We start from the raw sequence: 22,002 nt of genomic DNA, 5'->3' as shown, positions 1-22,002 counted from the left end.
TCGTCTTTCCGCCGCGCTATTGCACGGTCGTGTCATTGGGGGAAAGTTCCTGAAGCGCCTTTTCGGTCAGCGCGATCAGCATCTGGTTGCGGTCTTCAAGCGTCTTTGCCTCAAGCAGCGCCTGTTTCTCGCGCGGGCCGTAAGGGCTGATGGTGCAGAGCGAGTTGACCAGCGTCTCGTTGGACGAAAGCCTTATCGCGCGCCAGTCGGCCTGTAATTCATGGGTTTCGAGATATTCCTTCAGAATTTCGAGCAGCCGTTCGCGGCTCACCTTGTCCTGGTCGTGCCCGGCGATGAGGTCGCCGGCGAATTCGTTCCAGTCGACTTCGCATTGCCGGTAGGGCGTCAGCGCGGTGAGTTCGCTCTTGATACGGAAGCGCGAAATGCCCGTCAGCGTGATGACGATGCGGCCGTCACCCGTCTCCGCGAAAGAGGTGAGGCGGCCCGCGCAACCGATGGCGCAGAGCGGGGGCTGTTTGTCCGGCATTTGCGACGCGAGGATCGCTTCCTCGCCATCGGGTTGCACCATGCCGATAATGCGATCGCCGCGTAGGGCGTCGTCTATCATTTTCAGGTAGCGCGGCTCGAATATGTTGAGCGGCAATTGCCCGCGGGGCAGCAATATCGCACCGGCGAGCGGAAAGACGGGAATGGTCCCCGGCAGATCCGCTATGTCGCGATATTGATCCGTGAGCGTCATGTCGTCCTTCGCGTCAGCTGAAGAGGATGGAGGAAAGACGGCGGCGGCCGCTCAGGGTCGCCTCGTGTTTCGGACCATAGGCCTCGAAGAATTCGACGAGCTGCTTGCGCGCCGCCTCGTCGTTCCAGTTGCGGTCGTACTCGACGATGATGAGGAGTTCGTCCACCGCGCCTTCCTTGTCGCCACGCGCGTTGAGCGCCAGCGCAAGATCGAAACGGGCCTGATGATCCTTCGGGTTCTTTTCCAGCCTTGCCTTCAGTTCTCCGGCATCGCCGAGGTCACCTGCCTTCTCGGCGAGCGAAAGGGCGGCTTCCGCGGCGGCGATTTCGGGGTCGTTGCGCGCGTCGGGACGAACGAGCGAAAGCGTCTGGCGGGCGCGCTCCAGGTCGCCGGTATCGATATAGCAGCGCGCAAGACCGCCGACCGCCGCCGGATGGCCGGGCTCTTCCTGCACGGCTTGCGCAAAGGCCTGCGCCGCGCGCGGCAGATCGCCCGCCTCATAGGCTTCCCGACCCAGGCCGATCAGCTCCTCGGCAGGCGAGGGGCCGGTATCGCCCGCAAGGCTCTCGATGAAGGCCTTGATCTGGCTCTCGGGCAGCGCACCCATGAAACCGTCGACCGGCTGGCCGTCCTTGAAGGCATAGACCGCCGGGATCGACTGAATGCGAAGCTGCTGCGCGACGGCGGGATGGTCGTCGATGTTCATCTTCACGAGTTTCACCGCGCCGCGTGCCGCCTTTACCGCGCTTTCCAGCACGGGTGTCAGCTGCTTGCAGGGGCCGCACCAGGGGGCCCAGAAATCGACGAGCACGGGAACCTCGCGCGAGGCCTCGATCACGTCACGCGTGAAGGTCTGCGTCGTCGTATCCACAATCAGGCCGTCGGCGGCCGGGGCGTCTGGTGAATTTCCGATGATCGGTTCCATGATTGTCGTCTCGGGCTTTCTTTCTGGATGGCCGGGCTTTCAGGATGGCCGGGCGGCGGAAACCGTCGCGTCCCGCTCCATAAGATGGAGCGGCTGTGTTGGGAAACAATGGTTTAGCGGCCCGGGCCTGCGCCGCGCAAGCGCCGCTATTCGCCCGCCGCCTCGACGAGATCGAGAATCAGCGGCTCATGCCCGGTTTTTCGCAGGAAATTCAGGAAATCACCGCGGGAAAGGCCGGTGGTCGCCGTGTTTTCCAGCGGGTGATAATGGAGCCGTTCATGCTCCAGCATCGGCGCATCCAGCACGGCCGTCACCCGTCCCTCATGGTCATTGAGGAGGGCGAAGGGTGTTACGGAGCCGGGCCGGACCCCCAGCACCTCCCACATGAGTTCTGCATTGCCAAAGGAGAGGCGGGCCGAGCCAATGGGTTTTGAAAGCCGGTTGAGCTTCAGCTCGCGCTCCTCCAGCGTCACCACGAGAAAAAGGCGGCCCTTCTTGTCCTTGAGGAAGAGGTTCTTGCAGAAGGCGCCTTCGCGCTCCTGTGAGGGCCAGTCCGTGCGGTGGGCCTGCGCTTCCTCGACGGTGTGGAGGGCAGGGTGGTCGCGGGTCTCATACGGAATGCGCTTTTCGTCGAGCCAGGCAAGGAATTCGGTTTTGGTGGTGAGTTTCGGTGTCTCCATGCCTCTTGATTGGCATGGGTTCCGATGGTCCGCAAGCCGGTCCGGCTAGAAGGGCGTTTCGTATCCCGCAGGCAGGAAGAGATAGTCGCATTCCCTGCCGCTCGTTGCGTCCCACACCTTTTGCGGGAAGTTCGCGACTTCCTCGAGCCCCTCGATCTTCTGGGCTGCCGACCGGAGGATGCGATGAATGCGGTAATCCTGTGCCCGAACGAGTTCGGCGATGGCCGTCACCCGCTCGCGATAGGCGGCCTCGTCCGCTTGCGGATCCCGGTGGAGCACTTCGCAGAGAACGGGCACCTGACCGGCCGCAAGCGTTTCCTTCATGCCTTCGAGCACGTGAAGCTCCGCTCCCTCGACGTCGATCTTGATGAAGGCGAGATCACCCGCACCCATGCCGAGATCCTCCAGCACGGCGTCGAAGCGGAAGCACGGCACCCAGAAGGAATTGAGCTGCTTGGCCGGCCGGAGGCTTTCCATGAAGGTACCGCCCTGGTCGGTGGGATCGGTATTTCCCACGTAAATCTTCATCAGCCCGTCCCTTCCCGACAGGCCGACGGGAACCATGGTGGCGTCTTCCAGGCGGTTACCGCTGATGATGGCGTTCATCATCTCCACGCAGGACGGGTTGGGCTCGAAGCCGATATAGCGGCTCTGCGGCCCCTTCGCTTCGTAGAAGTCGAGCAAGGTCTGGCCGATATTCGTTCCGATATCGATGAAGGCACCGCTTCTGCGGCCGAGGAAATGGCCGATGACGCTTGTTTTCCAGTTCGGCGACCAGTCCCGCAGGAGGCGCGCGCCGGCCGGGGTGCCGCCCGGAATGGAAAGCGACCTTGAGCCGGCCCGAACCCGGTAGCGGGGCGTGGCCCGGCTCCATGCTTCGGAAAGAACGCGCCGTGCGTAATAGGGAAGCTTGCTCATGCCGCCGCCTTCGGACAAGGGAAACGAATTGGTCGTCTCTCGCGGGTGGAGGTCGAAGGGTCCGATATAATCGAAGGCCGGGCAAGGCTTTTGACGCTTTCAATTCTTCGAACTCGGCTCTTGCAATGCCTCAAGCGATAGGCCATAAAACCGCCCTCACAGGCGGGTGCGGCCATCTCGGCGGCCCGGCTGACCCGGATGCGGGCGTAGCTCAGGGGTAGAGCACAACCTTGCCAAGGTTGGGGTCGTGAGTTCGAATCTCATCGCCCGCTCCATTATGTGAAGCCGCCTCTAGAGGCGGCTTTTTCTTTGTTTGCGTTCTTGCTCGCGCAAGGCGCGCGCCACGAGGTGAAGCGATGATTTCGGGTTCTGATGCCTGCCCCTGCCGTTCGGGTCTCGAATTCGCGCAATGCTGCGAGCCCTATCTCACGGGCGCGAAGCAGCCGCCTGCACCGGAAGCGCTGATGCGCTCGCGCTATTCGGCTTTTGCCACGGGCAATATCGGCTATCTGGAAGAAACGCTGCTTCCCGGCACGCGCGAGGATTTCGACCGTAAAGGCGCGGCGGAATGGGCCGCAGCGAGCGACTGGACGGGTCTTGAGGTTCGCGCCGTCGAAGGCGGCGGACCCGGCGAAGACGAAGGTGTGGTCGAATTCGTCGCGCATTTCCGTCAGCAGGATGCCGATCGCGTCCATCACGAGACGGCGAGCTTCAAGCGTCAGGACGGGCGCTGGTGGTATGTCGACGGCATCATGGGTGTGCGCCCGCGCCGCGTCGAAAAAGTCGGCCGCAATGACCCTTGCATCTGCGGATCGGGCAAGAAATACAAAAAGTGCTGCGGTATCGCCGCCTGATCTTCCTCAGAACCAGTCATAGCCGAAATCGTAGCGCATGTGCCGCGAGAGAATGCGGCGCATGATCTTCTCATCCTTCTCCGAGAGATGGACGCTTGCGCGCTCATCTTCGTCGGACACGGCCTTGGGCGCGTCCGGGTCGAGGCGCGCGCGCACGGCCTCACGGCTGGAAACGGCCTCCGCAGCGGCAATGGCGGCAGGCGTCAGCTCAATGCCGTAGTGCCGGGCGGCCTTCGCGACCCATTCGCCCGGCGCCTCGATCGCATCCTCGTAGCGGAGCAGCATGTTGCGTTCGGGGCAGGCCGTCAGCACGTCGCCCCAGTGATTGAAGAACTGGATCGACCACCAGATGTCCGCATGTTCCCGGTTCTGCCAGGGATCGCCTTCCACGTAGTCGGTCAGCGACATGCCTTCGCCCGCGGGGAGATCGTTCATCCATTTCACATAGATCGATTCGAGCGCATGGCGGATATCGCGCACGAGAACGACGCAGCGCGGAATCTCGAACAGCGCATGCATCAGCCGCCACGAAAACATCACCGAGGGAATGGTGTGCGAAACGGCGATCTTCGGCACGCCGGGAACGGGCTTCTGCTTTGCCGGGCCGATAATCGCGTCACGGCCGGGACCGCTGCTGAATTGCGGGGCCTCGACGCCATATTGCTCGGCCAGCGCATGACTGAGCATGAAGGTGAACCATTGCGTGCCGGAGTTCTTGGCGGAAATGAAGAAGCCGTCCACATGGCGGTAATGCAGCATGTGGAAATTGCCGGTATCCGCCTTGAAATTCGTCCAGGCGGCGGCCCGGTCCGCGCGCGCGAAACCGTTATAGCCGTCGCGTTTGCGGGAAACGGGACGCACTATCCGTACTTCGCGGGTTTTTCCTCCGGGCATTTCTTCTTCCGCCTCTCCGATATCGAAAATCCCCTATAGCATTTTCGGCGCGCGAGGCCATCCTGCCTGCGCAGTACCTTTCCCCTTTCCGCTAATCATGCTCCATTAGGTCAAAGCCCCGTCAGAGGGCTTCCGGCATGGGGGAGGGCAGGCGTGGCGGATGCAGTGAACGGGCCGGGTAAGGTCGGCGATGTGCTTCTTTCGGCGACGGGCGACAAGGCCGCCGATACCAAGGGCCAGATCAGCTGGGCCATCTTTGAATGGGCGCGCAACCCTTACGTCCTTCTCGTCACCATCTATATCTTCGCGCCCTACTTCTCGAATGTCGTCGTCGGCGACCCCGTTCGCGGTCAGGCGATCTGGGGCAACATCAATGGCATTGCCGGTTTCGTCATCGCCTGCCTTGCGCCCATCCTCGGCGCCATCGCGGATTCAGGCGGGCGGCGGAAACCCTGGCTTGCCGTCTTTGTCGGCGTCATGGCGCCCGCGACCTTCCTTCTGTGGTGGGCCATGCCGGGCGAGGCGGGTCTGTCCGTCACTTCGATCGCGCTTCTCATCGTCATCGTTTCCATTGCCTTCGCCTTTTCCGAAGTCTTTCACAATTCGATGCTGCCTTCGGTAGCGCCGAACGAGCGCATCGGATTCCTGTCCGGCCTCGGCCTTGCGCTCGGCAATGCGGGCGGCCTGCTCATTCTCTGCTTCATGCTCTATGCCTTCATGCTGCCGGGCCGCGTCGACTGGAGCTTCATTCCCGACAAGGCGCTGTTCGGGATCGACGCCGCCGCCCATGAAAACAGCCGGATCGCGGGGCCCATCGCGGGCATCTGGTTCTTCCTGTTCGCGCTGCCGCTGATGTTTTTCACGCCGGACAGGATACGCAAAACAGGGCCCGGCATGCTGCAATCCGTGCGCGAGGGCGGCAGGCGTGTCGTGAAGACGGTGCGTCAGCTCAAGCATTACCGGAATGTCGCGACCTATCTCATCGCGCGCATGTTCTACAATGACGGCCAGACGGCGATCCTCGTTTTCGGCGGCGTCTATGCGGCGGGCGTTTTCCGGTGGGACGCGCTGACGCTCACCATCTACGGCATCGTGCTTTCCATCTTCGCCGTTGGCGGCGGTTTCTTCGGCGGCTGGCTCGACGACAGGTTCGGTTCCAAAGTGGCGATCCTCATTTCCATCGGTGGCACGGCGTTGGGTGTTCTGCTCGCCGTTTCCATCACGCCAAACGAACTCTTCTTCTTCGTGCCGTGGGATGTGAATGCACCGCCCGTCTGGGATCTGCCCTTCTTCGCGACGGTTCCCGAACTTCTCTATGTCGGTGTCGTCATCATTGTCGCCATCTGCATCACGGCGGCCTACGCAAACAGCCGCACCATGCTCGCGCGGCTCGCGCCGGCCTCCAAGATGTCGGAATTTTTCGGCCTCTACGCTCTGTCCGGCACGGCGACGGCCTTTCTCGGGCCTGCCCTTGTCGGTATCGCCACAGCCGTATTTCACAGTCAGCGCGTCGGCTTCGCGTCCGTTTTGCTCTTGCTCGGGATCGGACTTGCGTTGATCCTGCTCGTGAAGGAAGAGCGTGCGGAGGCGGCTGAGTGAGTATTGTGATTGAAGGCGCGGTGCCGGAGTTGCAGCCGCCCCACGATACGGGCGGCAAGGAGCCCGCCTCCAACGTCGCGCAAGGTGCGTGGGTTCTCTATGAATGGGCGAACCAGACCTATTTTTCGCTCATCACCATCTTTCTCTTTCCGCCCTTCTTTACCGGCGTTCTTGCTGCGAACCCGGTGCAGGGTCAGGCTTATTGGGGCTATGTGCAGGCTGCTTCGGGCATCTCCATCGCTCTGATGAGCCCGCTTCTCGGCGCCATGGCCGATGCGTCGGGCCGGCGGAAACCCTGGATCGTCTTTTCCATGCTGTTCTGCGCGGCGGGCTGTTTCGGCCTCTGGTTCGCGGTGCCGGGCCAGCCGCTGCTTCCCGTTGCGATCGCGCTCATCGTCGCGGCCATCGGCATGGAGCTCACCATCATTTTCGCGAATGCGATGCTGCCGACCATCGCGTCCGACCGGCGCATCGGTCTGCTTTCGGGTATCGGCATCGGCGTCGGTCAGCTCGCCGCCATCGTCGCGCTCATTCTCGTCCTGCTCCTGCTGCAATTGCCGGGCGAGGTGCAGGCGCCTTTCATTCCCGACGAGCCGCTTTTCGGTCTCTCGAAAGAAACCTATGAGACCGACCGTATCGTCGGGCCGATTTCGGGTGCCTGGTTCGTCATCTTCATGCTGCCGCTTCTCTTTCTGGTCCCGGATCAGAAGACGCGCGGCCTCGGGCGGCGCGAAGCGGCGAAGGCGGGGGTGCGCCGGTTGTGGAACACGATCCGTTCCGTCCGTCATTTCCGCAATGTCGGGCTTTATCTCGTTGCGCGCATGATCTTTTACGACGGCATGACGGCGATCTTCGTCTTTGGCGGCATTCTCGCTTCGTCGATCTTCGGCTGGGGCGCGATGGAAATGGCGGTCTACGGTATCTGGGTCACGCTCTTTGCCGCCTTCGGTGCTTTCGTGGGCGGATGGGTCGATCTCAAGGTCGGTTCCAAGCAGACGCTTATCTGGTCGCTTGTGGGCGTTATCATTACCTTCATGCTGCTGCTTTCCTACGACAACGACCGCATCTTCTATGTGGTGGAAGTCGCCGTCGCGCCGGACGCAAAGGCATTCTCGACGCTGCCGCAGCAGCTCTTTCTTCTCACCGTCGGTTTTTTCGGGCTGATGGTCGGTCCGGTCATCGCGTCGAGCCGCACCATGATGGCGCGCATTTCGCCGAAGGAAATGATGACGGAGTTCTTCGGCCTCTTCGCACTTGTCGGCAAGGCGACGGCGTGGATTGCGCCGCTCCTCATCGGCATCGTCACGGAAGCCACGCAGAACCAGCGTTACGGATTGATGGTTACGGCGCCGATGATCGTTGTCGGCCTCGTGATCTTTCTTTTCGTGAAGGAAGAACGCGCGGAAAGCATCGTTCACTGACCGGCAAAAAGAAAAGGCCGCCACGGCTTTTTCCGCGACGGCCTTTCTTCAAGCAACATGCGCTCAGTGACGGAAGTGGCGCATTCCCGTCATGACCATGGCGAGGCCTTTCTCGTCCGCCGCCGCGATCACTTCATCGTCACGCACAGAGCCGCCCGGCTGGATCACCGCCGTCGCGCCCGCTTCAGCCGCCGAAAGAAGCCCGTCCGCGAAGGGGAAGAAGGCGTCGGAGGCGACCACCGATCCAATGGTGGCGGGCGTCTTTTCGCCTGCGGCTTCGGCTGCGTCCTGCGCCTTGCGCGCGGCGATGCGCGCCGAGTCCACGCGGCTCATCTGGCCCGCGCCGATGCCGACCGTCGCGCCGTTCTTCACATAAATGATGGCGTTCGACTTCACATGCTTGCAGACACGGAAGGCGAATTTCAGGTCCGCCATTTCCTGTTCGGAGGGCGCGCGCTTCGTCACGACTTTTAGGTCGAGCAAGTCGACGCGGCCATTGTCGCGCGACTGCACCAGCATGCCGCCCGCAACCGACTTGTAATAGAGGCCGGGCGAGCCCGCATCGGGAAGCCCATGCGTGATGAGAAGGCGAAGGTTCTTCTTCGCGCCGATGATGCGGCGCGCATCTTCGTCGGCGTCGGGCGCGATGATCACCTCGGTGAAGATGCGCGCGATCTCTTCGGCCGTTTCGCCGTCCAGCGGACGGTTTGCGGCGATGATGCCGCCAAAGGCCGATACGGGGTCGCAGGCAAGCGCCTTCCTGTAGGCATCCGCCAGCGTTTCACCGGTCGCGACGCCGCAGGGGTTTGCATGTTTGATGATCGCGATGGCGGGGGCGAGCGCCGGGTCGAACTCGCCGGCAAGTTCGAAGGCGGCGTCGGTATCGTTGATGTTGTTGTAGGAAAGCTCCTTGCCCTGCAACTGCTCGGCATTGGAAACGCCGGGGCGCTTCTCGCCGGTCACATAGAAGCTCGCAACCTGATGCGGGTTCTCGCCATAGCGCAGCGTCTGTTTCAGGCTGCCGCCAAAGGCGCGGTAGGCGGGCGCCGTCTCGCCGATGGCGTCTGCCATCCAGTTCGAGATCGCGGCGTCATAGGCCGCCGTGCGTGAATAGGCTTTCTGCGCGAGTTTGGTGCGCAGCGCCAGCGAGGTGCCGTTCTTCGTCTTCACTTCGTCCAGCACCGCGCCATAGTCGGAGGCATCCACGACAACCGCCACATAGGCATGGTTCTTCGCGGCCGCGCGGATCATGGCCGGGCCGCCAATATCGATGTTCTCGACGCATTCGTCATAGGCGGCGCCCTTCGCCACCGTCGCCTCGAAGGGGTAGAGATTGACGACGAGAAGGTCGATGCCGCCGATCCCGTGTTCCTTCATCGCGCCGGCATGCTCGGCGTCGTCGCGGATGGCGAGCAGCCCGCCATGAACCGCCGGGTGCAGCGTCTTCACGCGCCCGTCCATCATTTCGGGAAAGCCCGTCAGGTCCGCCACATCCTTCACCGGCAGCGCCGCATCCTTGATCGCCCTGGCCGTGCCGCCGGTCGAAACGAGCTCGACGCCAGCCTCGTGCAGGGCGCGGGCGAACTCGGCGAGGCCGGTCTTGTCGGAGACGGAAATGAGGGCGCGGCGGACGCGCTGGATGTCGGCGGCTTCGGGATGGGCTTTCAAGGATACCATTGGGACGGGGCTCCGGGCAGGAGGGGAGAGGGCTAGAGCGTTTTCAGGGAAAGTGGACTGCTTTCCCGGTTCGAAAACGCGACACAACAGGAAATCGGGGCGATAGCATGAAACGGCGAGGCGGCCAAGGCGGCATGCCGTCCTTACCTGGCGGGTAATCGAAACGAGCCGAAGGCATGGCTAGGCTCCCTGCCGTAATCCTTGCAAACCCTCAGGAATCAGCCAGATGAGCCAGCTTCCCGACATTTCCTATCTGCCCTTCGCCAATCTCCTCGGCATCGAGCTCACGGAGGCCACGCCCGACCGCGTCGTGGCGAAGCTCGAAGTCCGCAAGGAGCTCTGCACCGTCCCGGACATCCTGCATGGCGGGGCCATCATGTCCTTTGCCGATACGGTGGGCGCGGTCGCGACGGTCCTGAACCTGAAAGACGGCGCGACCACGACCACGGTCGAGAGCAAGACGAACTTCCTTGCGCCGGTTCCGCTCGGCGATGTGGCGGTCGCGACCTGCGAGCCCTTTCACAAGGGCGGGCGGCTCATGGTCTGGCAGACCAGGATCACGCGCGGCGATGGCCGTCTCTGCGCAGTGGTGACGCAAAGCCAGATGGTGCTGGAGGCGAAGAAAAAGTGAAAGAGAGGGCAGCCTGAAAGCTTTCCCGCCCGCCCGCAAGGGGAGGGTGGCAGGCGAAATCAGTCTCTTGCCGGAAGTTCCAGCTCCGGCAATTCGGGCACGTCCGCGTCCTCGCGTTTCGGATGCCCGGCATTGCGCGTCGAAAGCCGCCGCCAGGCCCAGTTGACCCGCGCCTCGCCCCGGAAGACGCGGCCTGCCACCACGATCTGTTCGGCGCGGCGCGTCGTGTCGCCCGAGCCCAGATAGACGCTTTCCTCGATGGCGATCTCGCATTCGCCGCCGCCGGAGCGCGCGCGGAATTGCCAGCCATCGCCATTCGGCAGCAGCACCAGCACATTCGTCTTGTCATGCGCGAGCGAGACGCGCGCATCCGGGTGGATGTGGAAGCGCACCGTGAATTCCGGGTCTTCCGGCACCCGGTGCCAGTAGAGAAGCTGCCAGGGCTTGTAGCGCTTCGGGTTGAGCGATGTTTCGAGACTGTCCTCGCCGCGCAGGTCTTCGCCGGCCGCCGACAGGAACAGGCGGCGGCGATGCACGAGGCCGAACAGCCCGGCATAGCCGTCATGCGCGGTTTCGAGCCAGGTGCCCGCGTCGTTCTCGTTGCGGCGGCTTTCCACCACGACCGGGCCTTCCATGACGCGAGGGCCGAGCAGGCGGCGTGAAATCCTGCCCTTGAGCATGCGTGCCGAGGAGGTGTCCGCCAGCACGAGCGTTGAATGGGCCGCCGTCGCGCGGCTCGCCGCTTCCCAGTCGGGGCCGAGCACTTTCGTCGCGCCGCAATTCACGATCATGCGTGCGCGGCCTACGCTCATCTCGAAGGAAAGGCAGCCTGCATGGGCTTCGTGGCTGAAGGCGCCGGGCGGCGGTGCGCCAGTATCGGCGACAAGGCTCGTCGGGCCTGCCACGAGGCGCTGATATCCCGAATGCGGTGCGAAGCCGAAAGGCCGGCCCTTCGCGTCATCGCGGTCGAGGGCGGCGTCGATGGCGCCTTCCGGTCCCTCGGTCGAGCCGTTGAAAAGGGCGAGTTTTCCGTCGCCGTGACGGAAGAAGCGCAGCATCGGCGTCATCCGGTCGATGGCATTGCGCACGGGCTTGGGCACTTCGATGCGGCGCGCGGAGAGCGCATCGCGCAGCGACAGAAGATCGAGCAGGATCGAAAGTTGCGCGGAAGGGTTCCGGCTCACATGGCCGCCATCGGGCAGGATCTGGCGGTCAAGTTCGCGGCAAAGGAGCTTCAGCCCCCTGGCCAGCCGCTTGTGACCTTCGGACAGGCAGAGACCGGAAAAGGCGAGGCCCATCGCCGCCGTGATGCGCGGTTCGCCTGCGGGCGCGATGGAGGCGACGCGGGCGAGGTGGCGCGCCTGCCGCGCCATGTTGCGAAGAAGCGTCGAGCGGTAGACGAGTTCGGTGCCGTCGATGATGAGCGCGCCGTTCGCGAACCAGGAGATCAGCCTGCGTCCGATCACTTGCGGCCGCCAGGCGACGGGGTGCCAGTTGCCTTCCGTCGCAATCCAGTCGGCGACGAGTTTCTGTGCGTAGCGCCGCGCCGTGTCGCCATTATTCGCTTCGTTCGCGACAGTGAAATGGCGCAGCCAGGAAAAGCCGTGCAGTTCCTCCGACCATCTTTCGCTTGGCGGATCGGCGGCGAAGGGCGAGGAGCCGCCCGGTGCGCGCACCTGACCGCCCGCGAGAAACCATCTGCCTTGAAAAAGCGCGTCTGCGGCGGAGGTGCGCCCCGGCCTCAGTTCCGGCGGATAGAGCACCATGTGGTCGGGCATAGGACCGCGTAAGCTCTGCCCATAGGCCCATGTGCCGAAACCGCGGGCGAGCGTCGCATCGCGCGCACGGATGATCGCGGCGCCTGCGAGGTCGATGGAACGGTTGCCCGCGGATGCGGGGGTGCGGCGGGCGGTCGCCCGTTTTTCGTCACCGCTTCTCGCACGCGCCTCGACCATTGGAGACGGCCCTCCGTTCACGTGCCCCTGTACTCCCGACATCGGCACCCCGGCATCGGCATCCCGCCTCGCGTCGCCGCTCAGGCGCCGCCGCGCAGTGCCGCAATGTTCTTCGCATAGGCGCCGGGCCCGCCCTTGAATGTCGCCGTGCCCGCCACCAGCACATCGGCGCCCGCCGCGATGGCGCGCGGCGCCGTTTCGAAATTGATGCCGCCATCGACCTCGAGTTCGACTTCCGGCTTTTCGGCATTGATCCGTTCACGGATGATCCCGATCCGGGCAAGCTGGCTCTCGATGAAGCTCTGCCCGCCGAAGCCGGGGTTCACCGACATGACGAGCACGAGGTCGATATCGCCGATGAGCGGCCAGAGCAGTTCGAGCGGCGTGCCCGGATTGAGCGACAGCCCCGCCTTGCAGCCCGCCGCCTTGATCGCCTGGATCGTGCGGTGGGGGTGTGGCCCCGCTTCCGGGTGGAAAGTAATGATATCCGCGCCCGCCCCGGCGAAGGCGTCGATATAGAGGTCCACCGGCGAAATCATCAGGTGGACGTCGAAGACCTTGTCCGAATGCGGCCGGATCGCCTTCACCACGTCGGGGCCGATGGTGATGTTCGGCACGAAATGCCCGTCCATCACGTCGACATGGATATAGTCGGCGCCCGCCTCCGTGATGGCGCGCACCTCGTCGCCAAGGCGCGCGAAGTCGGATGCCAGTATAGACGGGGCGATCTTGATACCGCTCATGTGATACCCGGTGCCGAAAACGAATAACGAAACGAATGACGAGAGGGGCGCCGCGCTCGCGCGCGGAAATCCGCCCTTCCTCAGTGCTTAACAGCTAGATTCACAGGGTGCAAGCAACGCCGCCGGGCCTTGCGCGCGGGCTCAGCCGAGCGTCTCGCGGAGCGCCGCAGAGACCCTTGTCAGCGGGATCAGCTCATGCCCGGGCCCGCCGAAATCCTGCGCCCAGAAGGTTGTGAGGCGGGGCGTGCGGGGCGCGTATTTCGCCGGCGAATGGCGGCCATAGAGCAGGATCAGCGGCACTTCGGAAATCGCGAGCATATGACCGAGGCCGGAATCGTTCGCGACGGCTGCATCGAGCCGCCGCCCCAGCGCCGCCACGAGAAGCGGCCCCTTGGGCGCGCCCTCCGGTGCCTCGTCCTCGGGGAAGAGTGCGCCGGGCACGCCTGCCTTGATCTCGTCCAGCATGAAGCGTTCACCCGGCCCCACGAAGAAAACCGGACGCAGGCCCATCGCGCTCGCCTCTTTCGCCAGCGCGATGAAGCGTTCGAGCGGCCAGCGCTTCGTCGGGTCGCCCGAGCCCGGCGCCAGCCCCACATAGCGCGCGCCTTCCGGCAGCAGCCTTGCCGCGAGCGCGGTATATTCATCCGGGATCGCGGTCGCCGCCGGATCGGCGACGGATCTGCCGCCCGATGCAAGGTCGAGAAGCCGCATCAGCCCGTCCACGAAATGCTTCGGCTTCTTTTTCGTCCATGCGGGGTTCACCTGTGGCGGCTTCACGCCGGAGAAGAAATAGTCGGCGGCGCTGGCGACAAAGAGCGCCGGCTTCAGCGCGCGCTTCACGGCAAGCGAGCGCCATGCGACCGTCTGCGTGTCGATAAGAATGTCGACGGGGCCGGTCTCGACGCGGCGCGGCCGGAGGAGTTCACCGAGCGAAGAGCCGATCATCGTTTCCTCGATCACGCGCGACAGATAAGGCGCGGCGAGTTCCTTCAGCACACCCGCATAGGCGGTCTTGCCCGCCGTCACCCAGATGATTTCCGCGTTCGGGAAAGTGGCGCGCAGGCTGCGGATGAAGGGCAGCTTGAAAAGCCCGTCGCCAAGCAGCTCCGCGCCGGAAAACACCGCGATCCGGCGGGGGTTCTCCGGCCTGCGCATCATGCGGGCTTGCGATAGGCGACGAGGGTCGTGCCCTTGAGGTGGGCGAGCGGAAGCTCGCGGCCCAGTTCGTTCAGCGCCTTGAAGACGCCGGGGCAGCGCGGCGAATAGTCGTGCCAGAGCACATAGCCGCCGGGCGCGACCATGCGCAGCGCCTTTGCACTGTCGCTCTTCACATAGGAATAGGAATGCGCACCATCGACGAAGATGAGGTCGATCTGCGACGCGAAGGGCGCTTCATCGAATTTCGCGCTGTCGCCGAAATGCTGCACAACCTTGCCTGCGACCGGCGTGTCCTCATAGTAGAACTTGTCGTAATGGGATTCGCCGAGCGCGATCTTGCGCCATTTATCCGCGTCGGGATCATCCGCATTATGTTCGTATGTTTCGTCGCCATCGGCGAGATAGGTCAGCGTGTCGACCTTCGCGTCCTCGGGCGCGTTGCGCGCCATCACATAGGTCGTGCGGCCCGTGGCGGTGCCGAACTCGAAAATGCGCTTTGCCTGTTTCGCCAGCGCGCCGAGCACCCATGTTTCCGTATCGTTGATGCTGGCGAGCGCGCCTGCCTGGCCGATAAAGGCGATTTCGGACTGCCGGTTGGGCCCAAGCCCTGTCGTGCGGAAAATTTCGCTCCAGACGTCGATCGCGACATGGGGCACGGGCGGCTTGCCGAAATTCGGGCGCAGCTTCATCCGCACGCGCTGGCGCAGCCCGTAGGAAAGCGCGGCGGCGAAAGCGCCCGCAAAGAAGACCACGAGGAAAACCAGCAACCAGAAGAGAAAAGGCGAAACAGACATTCTGTCCCCGGAAGTTCAGGCTGAAAATTCAGGCGCGTCCTGTCTCCCGCGCCCGTTCCGGCCAAGATAGCTGCGGGCCCGGAAAAGGCCAGAAAAAGAGACAGGCCCCGTCAGAGTTTGCGGGCCAGCACCTTGAGCCGGGTTTTCGGGCTCCAGACGAAGCGGACGATCTCGAAGCCATGCGCGGGCAGGAAGTGCTGCATGGCGGTTCTGGTAAAATAGTGAATATGCTGCGGCGGAAAGACCTCCTGCCACGTCGGAAAGTCCTTCGGTACGCGCCAGTGTCCGGCGTCCGGCGTCGTCAGGTAGAGAAGGGCCCCCGGCTTCAGCCGTGCGCGCATCGCCTCGAAATAGGCATGCGGATCCGGCAGATGTTCGATCACCTCGATCATGAAGGCGAAGTCGAAGTCCTTCCAGTCTTCAGGCAGGCTCTCCACCGCGCCGGCATGATAGTGCCCGGCGGGATATTCGTTCCGCGCAATGCCGACGCTCTCCTCGTCGATGTCGACGCCGTAAGCCTCCAGCCCGAGCCTGTGCGCGGCCTCGACGCCGGTGCCGATATTGCAGCCGAAATCGATGAAGCGCGCGCCCGGCTTCGGCTTCAGGTAGCGCTTGATCTGCTTCATCGCGCGCAGCACCTTGCGTTCGGCCTTTGCCGAATAAAGCACGTTCGAGGAATATTTCTCGTAGATCGCGGCGATTTCCTCAAGCGAGGGCAAGGGATGGACGAAGTGGAAGCCGCAGCCCATGCAGCGGAAAATCCTGTATCCGCTGGAAACGCCTGCGGGACGGAATGTGCCACCGCCGCAAATGATGCAGCGCGAAGGTTCGCTCGCGGCTTCGGCTGTCTTTGCTGTTTCTGTCTGTGTCACTGGTTCCGCCCGGCTGTTGCGGCGCAAGACTGCCGCGCGCCCCGGCATCCGTCAACAAGGGAAGGCCGCGCCGTCAGGCTTCAGCCTTTGCGTTGCAGATAGTGCGCTTCACATCTTGCGCTTCATTTGTTGCGCTTCAGGCGCGCAACGAAGAAGCCGTCCATGCCGCCCTCAATGGCGAGGTGGCAGGGCAGGCTGCGGATATCGCCATCGGTTGTGATTATCTCGGCGATGCCGCCCACTTCTCCCGGCATCACGCGCGCGCGCGTGAAATCATCCTGCGCGGCAAGGAAGGCCTCGATCCGGTTCACGCCTTCTTCCGGTTCCAGCGAACAGGTGCAATAGACAAGTGTGCCGCCCGGCGCGGTGAGCGCTGCTGCATGGGTGAGAAGGCGCTCCTGCAACCGGACCAGCTTGTCGCGGTCGGCGGGTGATTTCAGGCGTGTCACGTCCGGGTGGCGCCGCGCCGTTCCCGTTGCCGTGCAGGGTGCGTCGAGCAGCACCGCGTCCCATTGCCGTCCGGGTGCGAATGTTCCCGCGTCCGCGACGATCGTTTCGGCGCTGAGGCCGAGCCGGGTGAGGTTCTGCTTCAGTCTTTCGAGGCGGGGTTTTGAGCGGTCGAGCGCGGTAACATGAGCGCCCATTGCGGCGAGTTCAGCGGTCTTGCCGCCCGGCGCCGCGCAGAGGTCCAGCACGTCGCGCCCTTGCACATCGCCCAGCAGTTTCGCGGGAAGGGCGGCCGCGGCATCCTGTACCCACCATGCGCCTTCGGCAAAGCCGGGCAGTTCCTCGACGCGACCCGCATCCTCGATGCGCAACGTGCCCGTCGGCAGAACTTGTGCGCCGAGTTCTTCGGCCCATTTCTCGCGCGCGGAAGCGTCTTTCACGCTGATGTCGAGGGGCGGGTTTTCGTAATGCGCGCGGACGATGCGGCGTGTGGTGTCTTCGCCATAGGTCGCGACCCAGCTTTCCCACAGCCAGTCCGGCGTGTCGAGACGCTCCGTATCGAGACTATCGAGCATCGCGTCGCCTTCACGGGTCAGCCGCCGCAATACCGCATTCACCAGCGCCTTGAAATGCCGGCCCGCGTCGTCGCGTCCCGCCGCCTCCACGTTCATGCCGACAGCGGCATGGGCGGCAACGCGAAGGAAAAGGAGTTCGGCTGCGCCTCCCCGCAAGATGTTCTGCGTGACCCCTGCGCGTTTGGGCAGCTCCTTGTCGAGGCAGCCCGCGATCAGCCGGTCGATGGTGCCGAGGCGGCGCAGCGCCGTTGCCGCGATGGCGCGCGCAAAAGCGCGGTCGCGAGGTTCGGCGCGCGCAAGCCGGCCGCCGGAGGCTTCCGCCGCAAGGGCGTCGTCGAAGGCCTGCTTTTCCTTCAGCACGGCGCTCAGCAGGATGGCCGCACCTTCGCGGGCAGCGAGCCCCGGTTCTTCTGATTTGCGATTCATGCGGCGGTTTAGAGCATAGCTTTCCGGCGCAAGGAAGCGCCGTATCGTTCAAATTCTGTCTTTAACCCCTTCTTCAGCCCCAGGGGCGGCCTGCCGCCTGGCCCATCGCCTGCGCGATGCGGCGGAGCGCCGAGATGCGGTTGCCGGTCGCGGGATGGGTCGAGAAAAGACTGTCGCGGCCCTGACCGTTCAGCGGGTTGATGATGAACATATGCGCGGTGGCGGGGTTTGCTTCCGCGTCTTCGTTCGGTGCGCCGCGGCGGGCGGCGTTGTCGATTTTTTCGAGTGCGGAAGCGAGCCAGATCGGGTTGCCGCAGATTTCCGCGCCGCCCGCATCCGCGGAATATTCGCGTGTGCGGCTGATCGCCATCTGCACGAGGCCTGCCGCCAGGGGTGCGAGAATGGCAAGCGCCAGCGAGCCGATGATGCCGCCTGCGTTACGGTTGCCGCCGAAAAACAGCGCGAAATTCGCGAGCATGGAAATCGCGCCGGCAATCGTCGCCGTCACCGTCATGGTCAGCGTGTCGCGGTTCTTGATGTGGGCGAGTTCATGCGCCATCACGCCTGCAAGTTCTTCGGGGCTCAGCATGCGGATGAGCCCGCTCGTCGCCGCCACGGCCGCGTTTTCCGGGTTGCGTCCGGTCGCAAAGGCGTTCGGCTGCGGATTGTCGATGATGTAGATCTTCGGCACCGGCATGCCCGCGTTCTGCGCGAGGCGCTTCACGATGCGCACATAATTCGGCGCGCTCGCCTCGTCCACTTCGCGAGCGCTGTACATGCGCAGCACCATCTTGTCGGCATTCCAGTAGGCAAAGAGGTTCATGCCTGCGGCGACGACAAAGGCGATCATGGCGCCTCCCATGCCGCCGATCAGATAGCCAAGCCCCATGAAAAGCGCGGTCATTGCCGCGAGAAGCATGCCGGTCTTGATCGTGTTCATCGCTTTGGTCTCTACCTCTTCCGTTCTCGCCGCCTTCCGGGGTGGAAGCGCGGGGGGCGTCGCTTTATATGTATCCTGAGTATGGCCGGTTCAAGAAAGGCGGTTCTCGCGTGAACGATGAACGGAAAAACGATGAAAGCGCCGAAACCGCGCCGGAAAAGCCGCTTTCGCCTGCCGCCCGGCGCGCTCTCGCGGAAGCCGAGGAGCGCCGCCGTCTTGCCGATGCCGGGCCCGCCCGCCCGCGCGAGATCAATGGGCGTGGCGGCGCCGAGCCCACGCGCTATGGCGACTGGGAAGTGAAGGGCATCATCAGCGACTTCTGATCGTCTTCGCGAAGGGGCAGGGGCTCGAATAAAGGACGACCTTTGAAGGATCGGTTTTCGCTGCGTCTGCGCCGGGTACTCATTGTCGCCGGTGTCGTCTTCCGTTTTCTCCTCTTTTTCGGCGGCCTCGGTCTTGCCATCTGGTTTGCCGTCATCTGGTTTCCCGATGCCTATAACCCCTTTGTGCCGCCGCGCATCGAGGACAAGCCGAATATCGTCACAAGCCTGAAGCTGAAAGGCCTCGCCGGTGAATACGATATCTGCGTTTCCGTGGTGAAAGCCTCGGGCGCGAAGGCGAAGCGCGACAGCATCTCCTCGCCCTCGGAAGGCTGCGGCATGGATGAGGGATTGCTGCTCGAGCAGTCGCGCATCTCCTATGGCGGCGGCATCAAGCTCACTTGTCCCGCCACCGCCGCGCTTCTCATGTGGGAGCGTCATGTCGTGGCGAAGGCGGCGGAGGACCATCTCGGTTCAGAGGTCACGCGCGTCCGCCATTACGGCACCTATGCCTGCCGGAATGTGAACCACGAAAAGAATGCCCGCCGCAGCGGCCATGCGCGCGGCGATGCGATCGACATTGCAGGCTTCGATCTTGGCGACGGGCGGCGCATTTCCGTGCTGAAGGACTGGGGCAAGGACACGCCGGAAGCCCGCTTTCTCGCGGAGGTGCATGAGGGCGCCTGCGGGCTTTTCTCCACCGTGCTTGGGCCGGACTACAACGCCCTCCACGCCAATCATTTTCACTTCGAAATGGCGCAATGGGGCATCTGCCGGTGATGCTTTGGGCTTGCGCATATGCCGGGAGAGGAATAAAACCTTACTTATAAAGGAATAAATTCCTCCATTTCGGACCGGTCATGCGGACGGTTTGCGCCATTCTCGCGATATTTCTGTGTCTCCCCGCCCATGCGGCGGAGCGGCTTTCCGGCCCTGTCGAGGCGGAGGTCGTGCGCGTCGTCGATGGCGACACGCTGGTTGCGCGGGCGCGGATCTGGCTGGGCCAGACCGTCGAGACGCATGTCCGCCTTGCCGGGATCGATGCGCCGGAGCTCAGGGGGAAATGCCTGTCGGAAAAGGAGCGCGCGCAGGCGGCGCGGGATGCGCTGGCGCAGCTTGTCGGCGACGGGCCGGTGATGCTCGCCGATATCGAGAGCGACAAGTTCGGCGGGCGCGTTCTTGCCCGTGTGCGAACCTCGCAATCGCAGGATGTTGCCGCCGCGATGGTCGCGGGCGGCTATGCGCGGGCCTATGCAGGCGGCCGCCGCACCGGATGGTGCGGCGAGGGATGACGCATCAGAACAGCAGATAGATCAGGATAATGACGGGAATCGGAATACCGATGGCCCAGAGCAGGATGCCGCGCATTGTTGTTCTCCTTGTCCGCATACTCAAACGTCTCAAGGGATAGAACGAGCGGGAACGGGTGAGGGTTCCCGATTGAAAAAGGGCCGCCCTTGCGAGCAGCCCTTTGTTTCGGCGCGGTACAATGCGTGAAATCTATTCCGCCTTGTTCTGCCGGTTGTCGACGAGGTCCGTGACGACGCTCGGGTCGGCCAGCGTCGAGGTGTCGCCGAGGTTCGAGAAATCGTCTTCGGCAATCTTGCGCAGGATGCGCCGCATGATCTTGCCCGAGCGCGTCTTCGGCAGGCCGGGCGAAAACTGGATCAGGTCCGGCGAGGCGATGGGGCCGATTTCCTTGCGGACCCATGTCACCAGTTCCTTGCGCAATGCCTCGCTCGGTTCCTCGCCCGCATTCAGCGTCACATAGGCATAGATGCCCTGACCCTTGATGTCGTGCGGATATCCGACAACGGCGGCTTCGGCGACTTTCGGATGTGCGACCAGCGCGCTTTCCACTTCCGCCGTGCCCATGCGGTGGCCCGATACGTTCAGCACATCGTCGACGCGGCCCGTGATCCAGTAATAGCCGTCCTCGTCGCGGCGGCAGCCATCGCCCGTGAAGTAGCGGCCCGGATACTGGATGAAATAGGTTTCGACGAAGCGCTGGTGATCGCCATAGACGGTGCGCATCTGGCCCGGCCATGAATCGTCGATGCACAGATTGCCGGTCGTCGCGCCTTCCAGCACATTGCCTTCGGTGTCGACCACCACGGGCTGCACGCCGAAGAAGGGCTGCGTCGCAGAGCCGGGCTTCAGCGCCGTCGCGCCGGGCAGCGGCGAAATCAATATGCCGCCCGTCTCCGTCTGCCACCATGTATCGACGATGGGGCAGCGTCCGTCGCCCACCACGCGGTGATACCAGAGCCAGGCTTCGGGGTTGATCGGCTCGCCGACCGAACCCAGCAGCCTGAGCGATTTGCGGCTCGTCTTCTTCACCGGCTCGTCGCCCTCGCGCATCAGCGCGCGCAGCGCCGTCGGTGCGGTGTAGAAGATGTTGACGTCGTGCTTGTCGATCACCTGCCAGCAGCGCGACGCATCGGGATAATTCGGCACGCCCTCGAACATCAGCGTCGTCGCGCCATTCGCGAGCGGCCCATAGACGATGTAGGAGTGGCCCGTCACCCAGCCCACATCCGCCGTGCACCAGTAGATGTCGCCGTCCTGATAGTCGAAGACATATTTATGCGTCATCGACGCATAGACCATATAGCCGCCGGTCGTGTGGAGCACGCCCTTGGGCTTGCCGGTCGAACCCGACGTATACAGAATAAAAAGCGGGTCTTCCGCGTTCATTTCTTCCGGCGCGCAATCGGCGGAAACCTTTGCCGCTTCCTCTTCGTACCAGACGTCGCGGCCTGCTTCCATGTTCACATTGCCGCCCGTGCGCTTCACCACGATGACGCTTTTCACGTCCGGGCATTTCTTCAGCGCCTCGTCGGTATTCGCCTTGAGCGGGATCTTGCGCCCGCCGCGCACGCCTTCATCCGCCGTGATGACGCAGTTCGAGGTGCAGTCGACGATGCGGCCTGCAAGGCTGTCGGGCGAGAAGCCGCCAAAGACGATGGAGTGGATCGCGCCGATGCGCGCGCAGGCGAGCATGGCATAGGCCGCTTCCGGGATCATCGGCATGTAGATGGTGACGCGGTCGCCCTTCTTGACGCCTCGGGCTTTCAGCACATTGGCGAAGCGGCAGACTTCCCCGTGAAGCTCCTTGTAGGTGATCGACTTCTGGTCGCTCGGCTCGTCGCCTTCCCAGATGATTGCGACCTGGTCGCCGCGTTCCGCCAGATGCCGGTCCACGCAGTTCACGCTGGCGTTCAGCGTGCCGTCCTCGAACCATTTGATCGAGACGTTATGCGGGTCGAAGCTCGTGTCCTTGACCTTGGTATAGGGCTTCATCCAGTCGATCCGCAGCCCCTCGCGACGCCAGAAGTTCTCCGGGTCGCTGACGCTCGCCTCATACATGGTGCGGTATTTCTCCGCATCGATGATGGCGCGCTTCTTCCATTCTGCGGGAACGGGGATGACGTCGTCGGACATGAATATTCTCCCTGGTCGGCACTCTGTCT

The 22,002-nt window shown here is 63.6% G+C and carries 21 protein-coding genes and 1 tRNA gene; 8 read left to right on the top strand and 14 right to left on the bottom strand.

The genetic code is table 11. From position 1 onward, the window contains the following. Positions 1 to 16: 16 nt before the first annotated feature. The 4 genes from ABJO61_RS11840 to ABJO61_RS11825 form a co-directional block, all read right to left on the bottom strand. On the bottom strand, positions 17 to 700 hold the full coding sequence (locus ABJO61_RS11840; RefSeq protein ID WP_348323328.1) for an LON peptidase substrate-binding domain-containing protein: 684 nt from the start codon (positions 698 to 700) through the stop codon (positions 17 to 19). Between the two features lie 13 nt (positions 701 to 713). Beyond that, positions 714 to 1,625, bottom strand: coding sequence for a thioredoxin (gene trxA, locus ABJO61_RS11835; protein ID WP_348323327.1), 912 nt, complete (start codon positions 1,623 to 1,625; stop codon positions 714 to 716). Between the two features lie 146 nt (positions 1,626 to 1,771). After that, entirely contained in the window at positions 1,772 to 2,305 is a 534-nt protein-coding gene (locus ABJO61_RS11830) for a prolyl-tRNA synthetase associated domain-containing protein (protein ID WP_348323326.1), read from the bottom strand. 45 nt (positions 2,306 to 2,350) lie between these two features. Further along, complete coding sequence (locus tag ABJO61_RS11825; protein ID WP_348323325.1) at positions 2,351 to 3,223, bottom strand: FkbM family methyltransferase; 873 nt, start codon at positions 3,221 to 3,223, stop codon at positions 2,351 to 2,353. A 200-nt stretch (positions 3,224 to 3,423) separates the two neighbouring features. Between ABJO61_RS11825 and ABJO61_RS11820 the strand changes: the two genes are divergently transcribed. Together ABJO61_RS11820 and ABJO61_RS11815 are read left to right on the top strand one after the other, a co-directional pair. Further along, a tRNA-Gly gene (locus ABJO61_RS11820) sits at positions 3,424 to 3,498 on the top strand. Positions 3,499 to 3,579: 81 nt separating this feature from the next. After that, on the top strand, positions 3,580 to 4,077 hold the full coding sequence (locus ABJO61_RS11815) for a YchJ family protein (protein WP_348323324.1): 498 nt from the start codon (positions 3,580 to 3,582) through the stop codon (positions 4,075 to 4,077). Between the two features lie 6 nt (positions 4,078 to 4,083). Here ABJO61_RS11815 and ABJO61_RS11810 read toward each other — a convergent pair whose 3' ends face one another. Next, positions 4,084 to 4,971 (bottom strand): hypothetical protein, encoded by an 888-nt coding sequence (locus tag ABJO61_RS11810; protein ID WP_348323323.1) that lies wholly within the window; start codon positions 4,969 to 4,971, stop codon positions 4,084 to 4,086. 153 nt (positions 4,972 to 5,124) lie between these two features. On the opposite strand from ABJO61_RS11810, the gene ABJO61_RS11805 reads away from it, so the two are divergent. Together ABJO61_RS11805 and ABJO61_RS11800 are read left to right on the top strand one after the other, a co-directional pair. Further along, the gene (locus ABJO61_RS11805) at positions 5,125 to 6,570 is read left to right on the top strand and encodes an MFS transporter (RefSeq protein ID WP_348323322.1); all 1,446 of its coding nucleotides are present in this window, start codon (positions 5,125 to 5,127) and stop codon (positions 6,568 to 6,570) included. Continuing rightward, a complete protein-coding gene (locus tag ABJO61_RS11800; protein ID WP_348323321.1) occupies positions 6,567 to 7,991 on the top strand; it encodes an MFS transporter in 1,425 nt (474 codons plus the stop codon). The genes ABJO61_RS11805 and ABJO61_RS11800 overlap by 4 nt, the downstream gene beginning before the upstream one ends. Before the next feature lie 63 nt (positions 7,992 to 8,054). Here ABJO61_RS11800 and purH read toward each other — a convergent pair whose 3' ends face one another. Continuing rightward, positions 8,055 to 9,668, bottom strand: a complete 1,614-nt coding sequence (gene purH / locus ABJO61_RS11795; RefSeq protein WP_348323320.1) for a bifunctional phosphoribosylaminoimidazolecarboxamide formyltransferase/IMP cyclohydrolase — start codon at positions 9,666 to 9,668, stop codon at positions 8,055 to 8,057. Between the two features lie 226 nt (positions 9,669 to 9,894). Between purH and ABJO61_RS11790 the strand changes: the two genes are divergently transcribed. Then, a complete protein-coding gene (locus ABJO61_RS11790; protein WP_348323319.1) occupies positions 9,895 to 10,299 on the top strand; it encodes a PaaI family thioesterase in 405 nt (134 codons plus the stop codon). A gap of 59 nt (positions 10,300 to 10,358) precedes the next feature. On the opposite strand, the gene ABJO61_RS11785 is transcribed toward ABJO61_RS11790, so the two are convergent. The 7 genes from ABJO61_RS11785 to htpX all read right to left on the bottom strand — a co-directional run bounded on the left by ABJO61_RS11785 (position 10,359) and on the right by htpX (position 18,209). Further along, positions 10,359 to 12,254, bottom strand: a complete 1,896-nt coding sequence (locus ABJO61_RS11785) for a heparinase II/III family protein (protein ID WP_348323318.1) — start codon at positions 12,252 to 12,254, stop codon at positions 10,359 to 10,361. 80 nt (positions 12,255 to 12,334) lie between these two features. Further along, positions 12,335 to 12,997, bottom strand: a complete 663-nt coding sequence (gene rpe / locus ABJO61_RS11780; RefSeq protein ID WP_348323317.1) for a ribulose-phosphate 3-epimerase — start codon at positions 12,995 to 12,997, stop codon at positions 12,335 to 12,337. A gap of 141 nt (positions 12,998 to 13,138) precedes the next feature. Beyond that, complete coding sequence (locus tag ABJO61_RS11775; protein ID WP_348323316.1) at positions 13,139 to 14,155, bottom strand: glycosyltransferase family 9 protein; 1,017 nt, start codon at positions 14,153 to 14,155, stop codon at positions 13,139 to 13,141. Then, positions 14,152 to 14,949: a class I SAM-dependent methyltransferase gene (locus ABJO61_RS11770; RefSeq protein ID WP_348323315.1), complete on the bottom strand. Its 798-nt coding sequence runs from the start codon at positions 14,947 to 14,949 to the stop codon at positions 14,152 to 14,154. Before ABJO61_RS11770 ends, ABJO61_RS11775 begins: the two co-directional genes overlap by 4 nt. Positions 14,950 to 15,059: 110 nt before the next feature. Beyond that, positions 15,060 to 15,821, bottom strand: a complete 762-nt coding sequence (locus tag ABJO61_RS11765; protein WP_348323314.1) for a class I SAM-dependent methyltransferase — start codon at positions 15,819 to 15,821, stop codon at positions 15,060 to 15,062. Positions 15,822 to 15,943: 122 nt separating this feature from the next. Continuing rightward, complete coding sequence (locus tag ABJO61_RS11760; RefSeq protein WP_348323313.1) at positions 15,944 to 17,269, bottom strand: transcription antitermination factor NusB; 1,326 nt, start codon at positions 17,267 to 17,269, stop codon at positions 15,944 to 15,946. Between the two features lie 73 nt (positions 17,270 to 17,342). Beyond that, positions 17,343 to 18,209 (bottom strand): zinc metalloprotease HtpX, encoded by an 867-nt coding sequence (gene htpX / locus ABJO61_RS11755; RefSeq protein ID WP_348323312.1) that lies wholly within the window; start codon positions 18,207 to 18,209, stop codon positions 17,343 to 17,345. A 110-nt stretch (positions 18,210 to 18,319) separates the two neighbouring features. On the opposite strand from htpX, the gene ABJO61_RS11750 reads away from it, so the two are divergent. The 3 genes from ABJO61_RS11750 (at position 18,320) to ABJO61_RS11740 (ending at position 19,821) form a co-directional block, all read left to right on the top strand. After that, a complete protein-coding gene (locus ABJO61_RS11750) occupies positions 18,320 to 18,532 on the top strand; it encodes a DUF1674 domain-containing protein (protein WP_348323311.1) in 213 nt (70 codons plus the stop codon). A gap of 42 nt (positions 18,533 to 18,574) precedes the next feature. Then, positions 18,575 to 19,309, top strand: a complete 735-nt coding sequence (locus ABJO61_RS11745; RefSeq protein WP_348323309.1) for an extensin family protein — start codon at positions 18,575 to 18,577, stop codon at positions 19,307 to 19,309. Between the two features lie 80 nt (positions 19,310 to 19,389). Further along, positions 19,390 to 19,821 (top strand): thermonuclease family protein, encoded by a 432-nt coding sequence (locus ABJO61_RS11740; protein WP_348323308.1) that lies wholly within the window; start codon positions 19,390 to 19,392, stop codon positions 19,819 to 19,821. 208 nt (positions 19,822 to 20,029) lie between these two features. Here ABJO61_RS11740 and acs read toward each other — a convergent pair whose 3' ends face one another. Further along, positions 20,030 to 21,973, bottom strand: coding sequence for an acetate--CoA ligase (gene acs, locus ABJO61_RS11735; RefSeq protein WP_348323307.1), 1,944 nt, complete (start codon positions 21,971 to 21,973; stop codon positions 20,030 to 20,032). Between the last annotated feature and the right edge of the window lie 29 nt (positions 21,974 to 22,002).

Source organism: Parvibaculum sp. (assembly GCF_039973015.1).
GTDB lineage: Bacteria > Pseudomonadota > Alphaproteobacteria > Parvibaculales > Parvibaculaceae > Parvibaculum.
The sequence above is the reverse complement of the archived record's forward strand: the minus strand, read 5'-3'. Positions and strand labels throughout refer to the sequence as shown.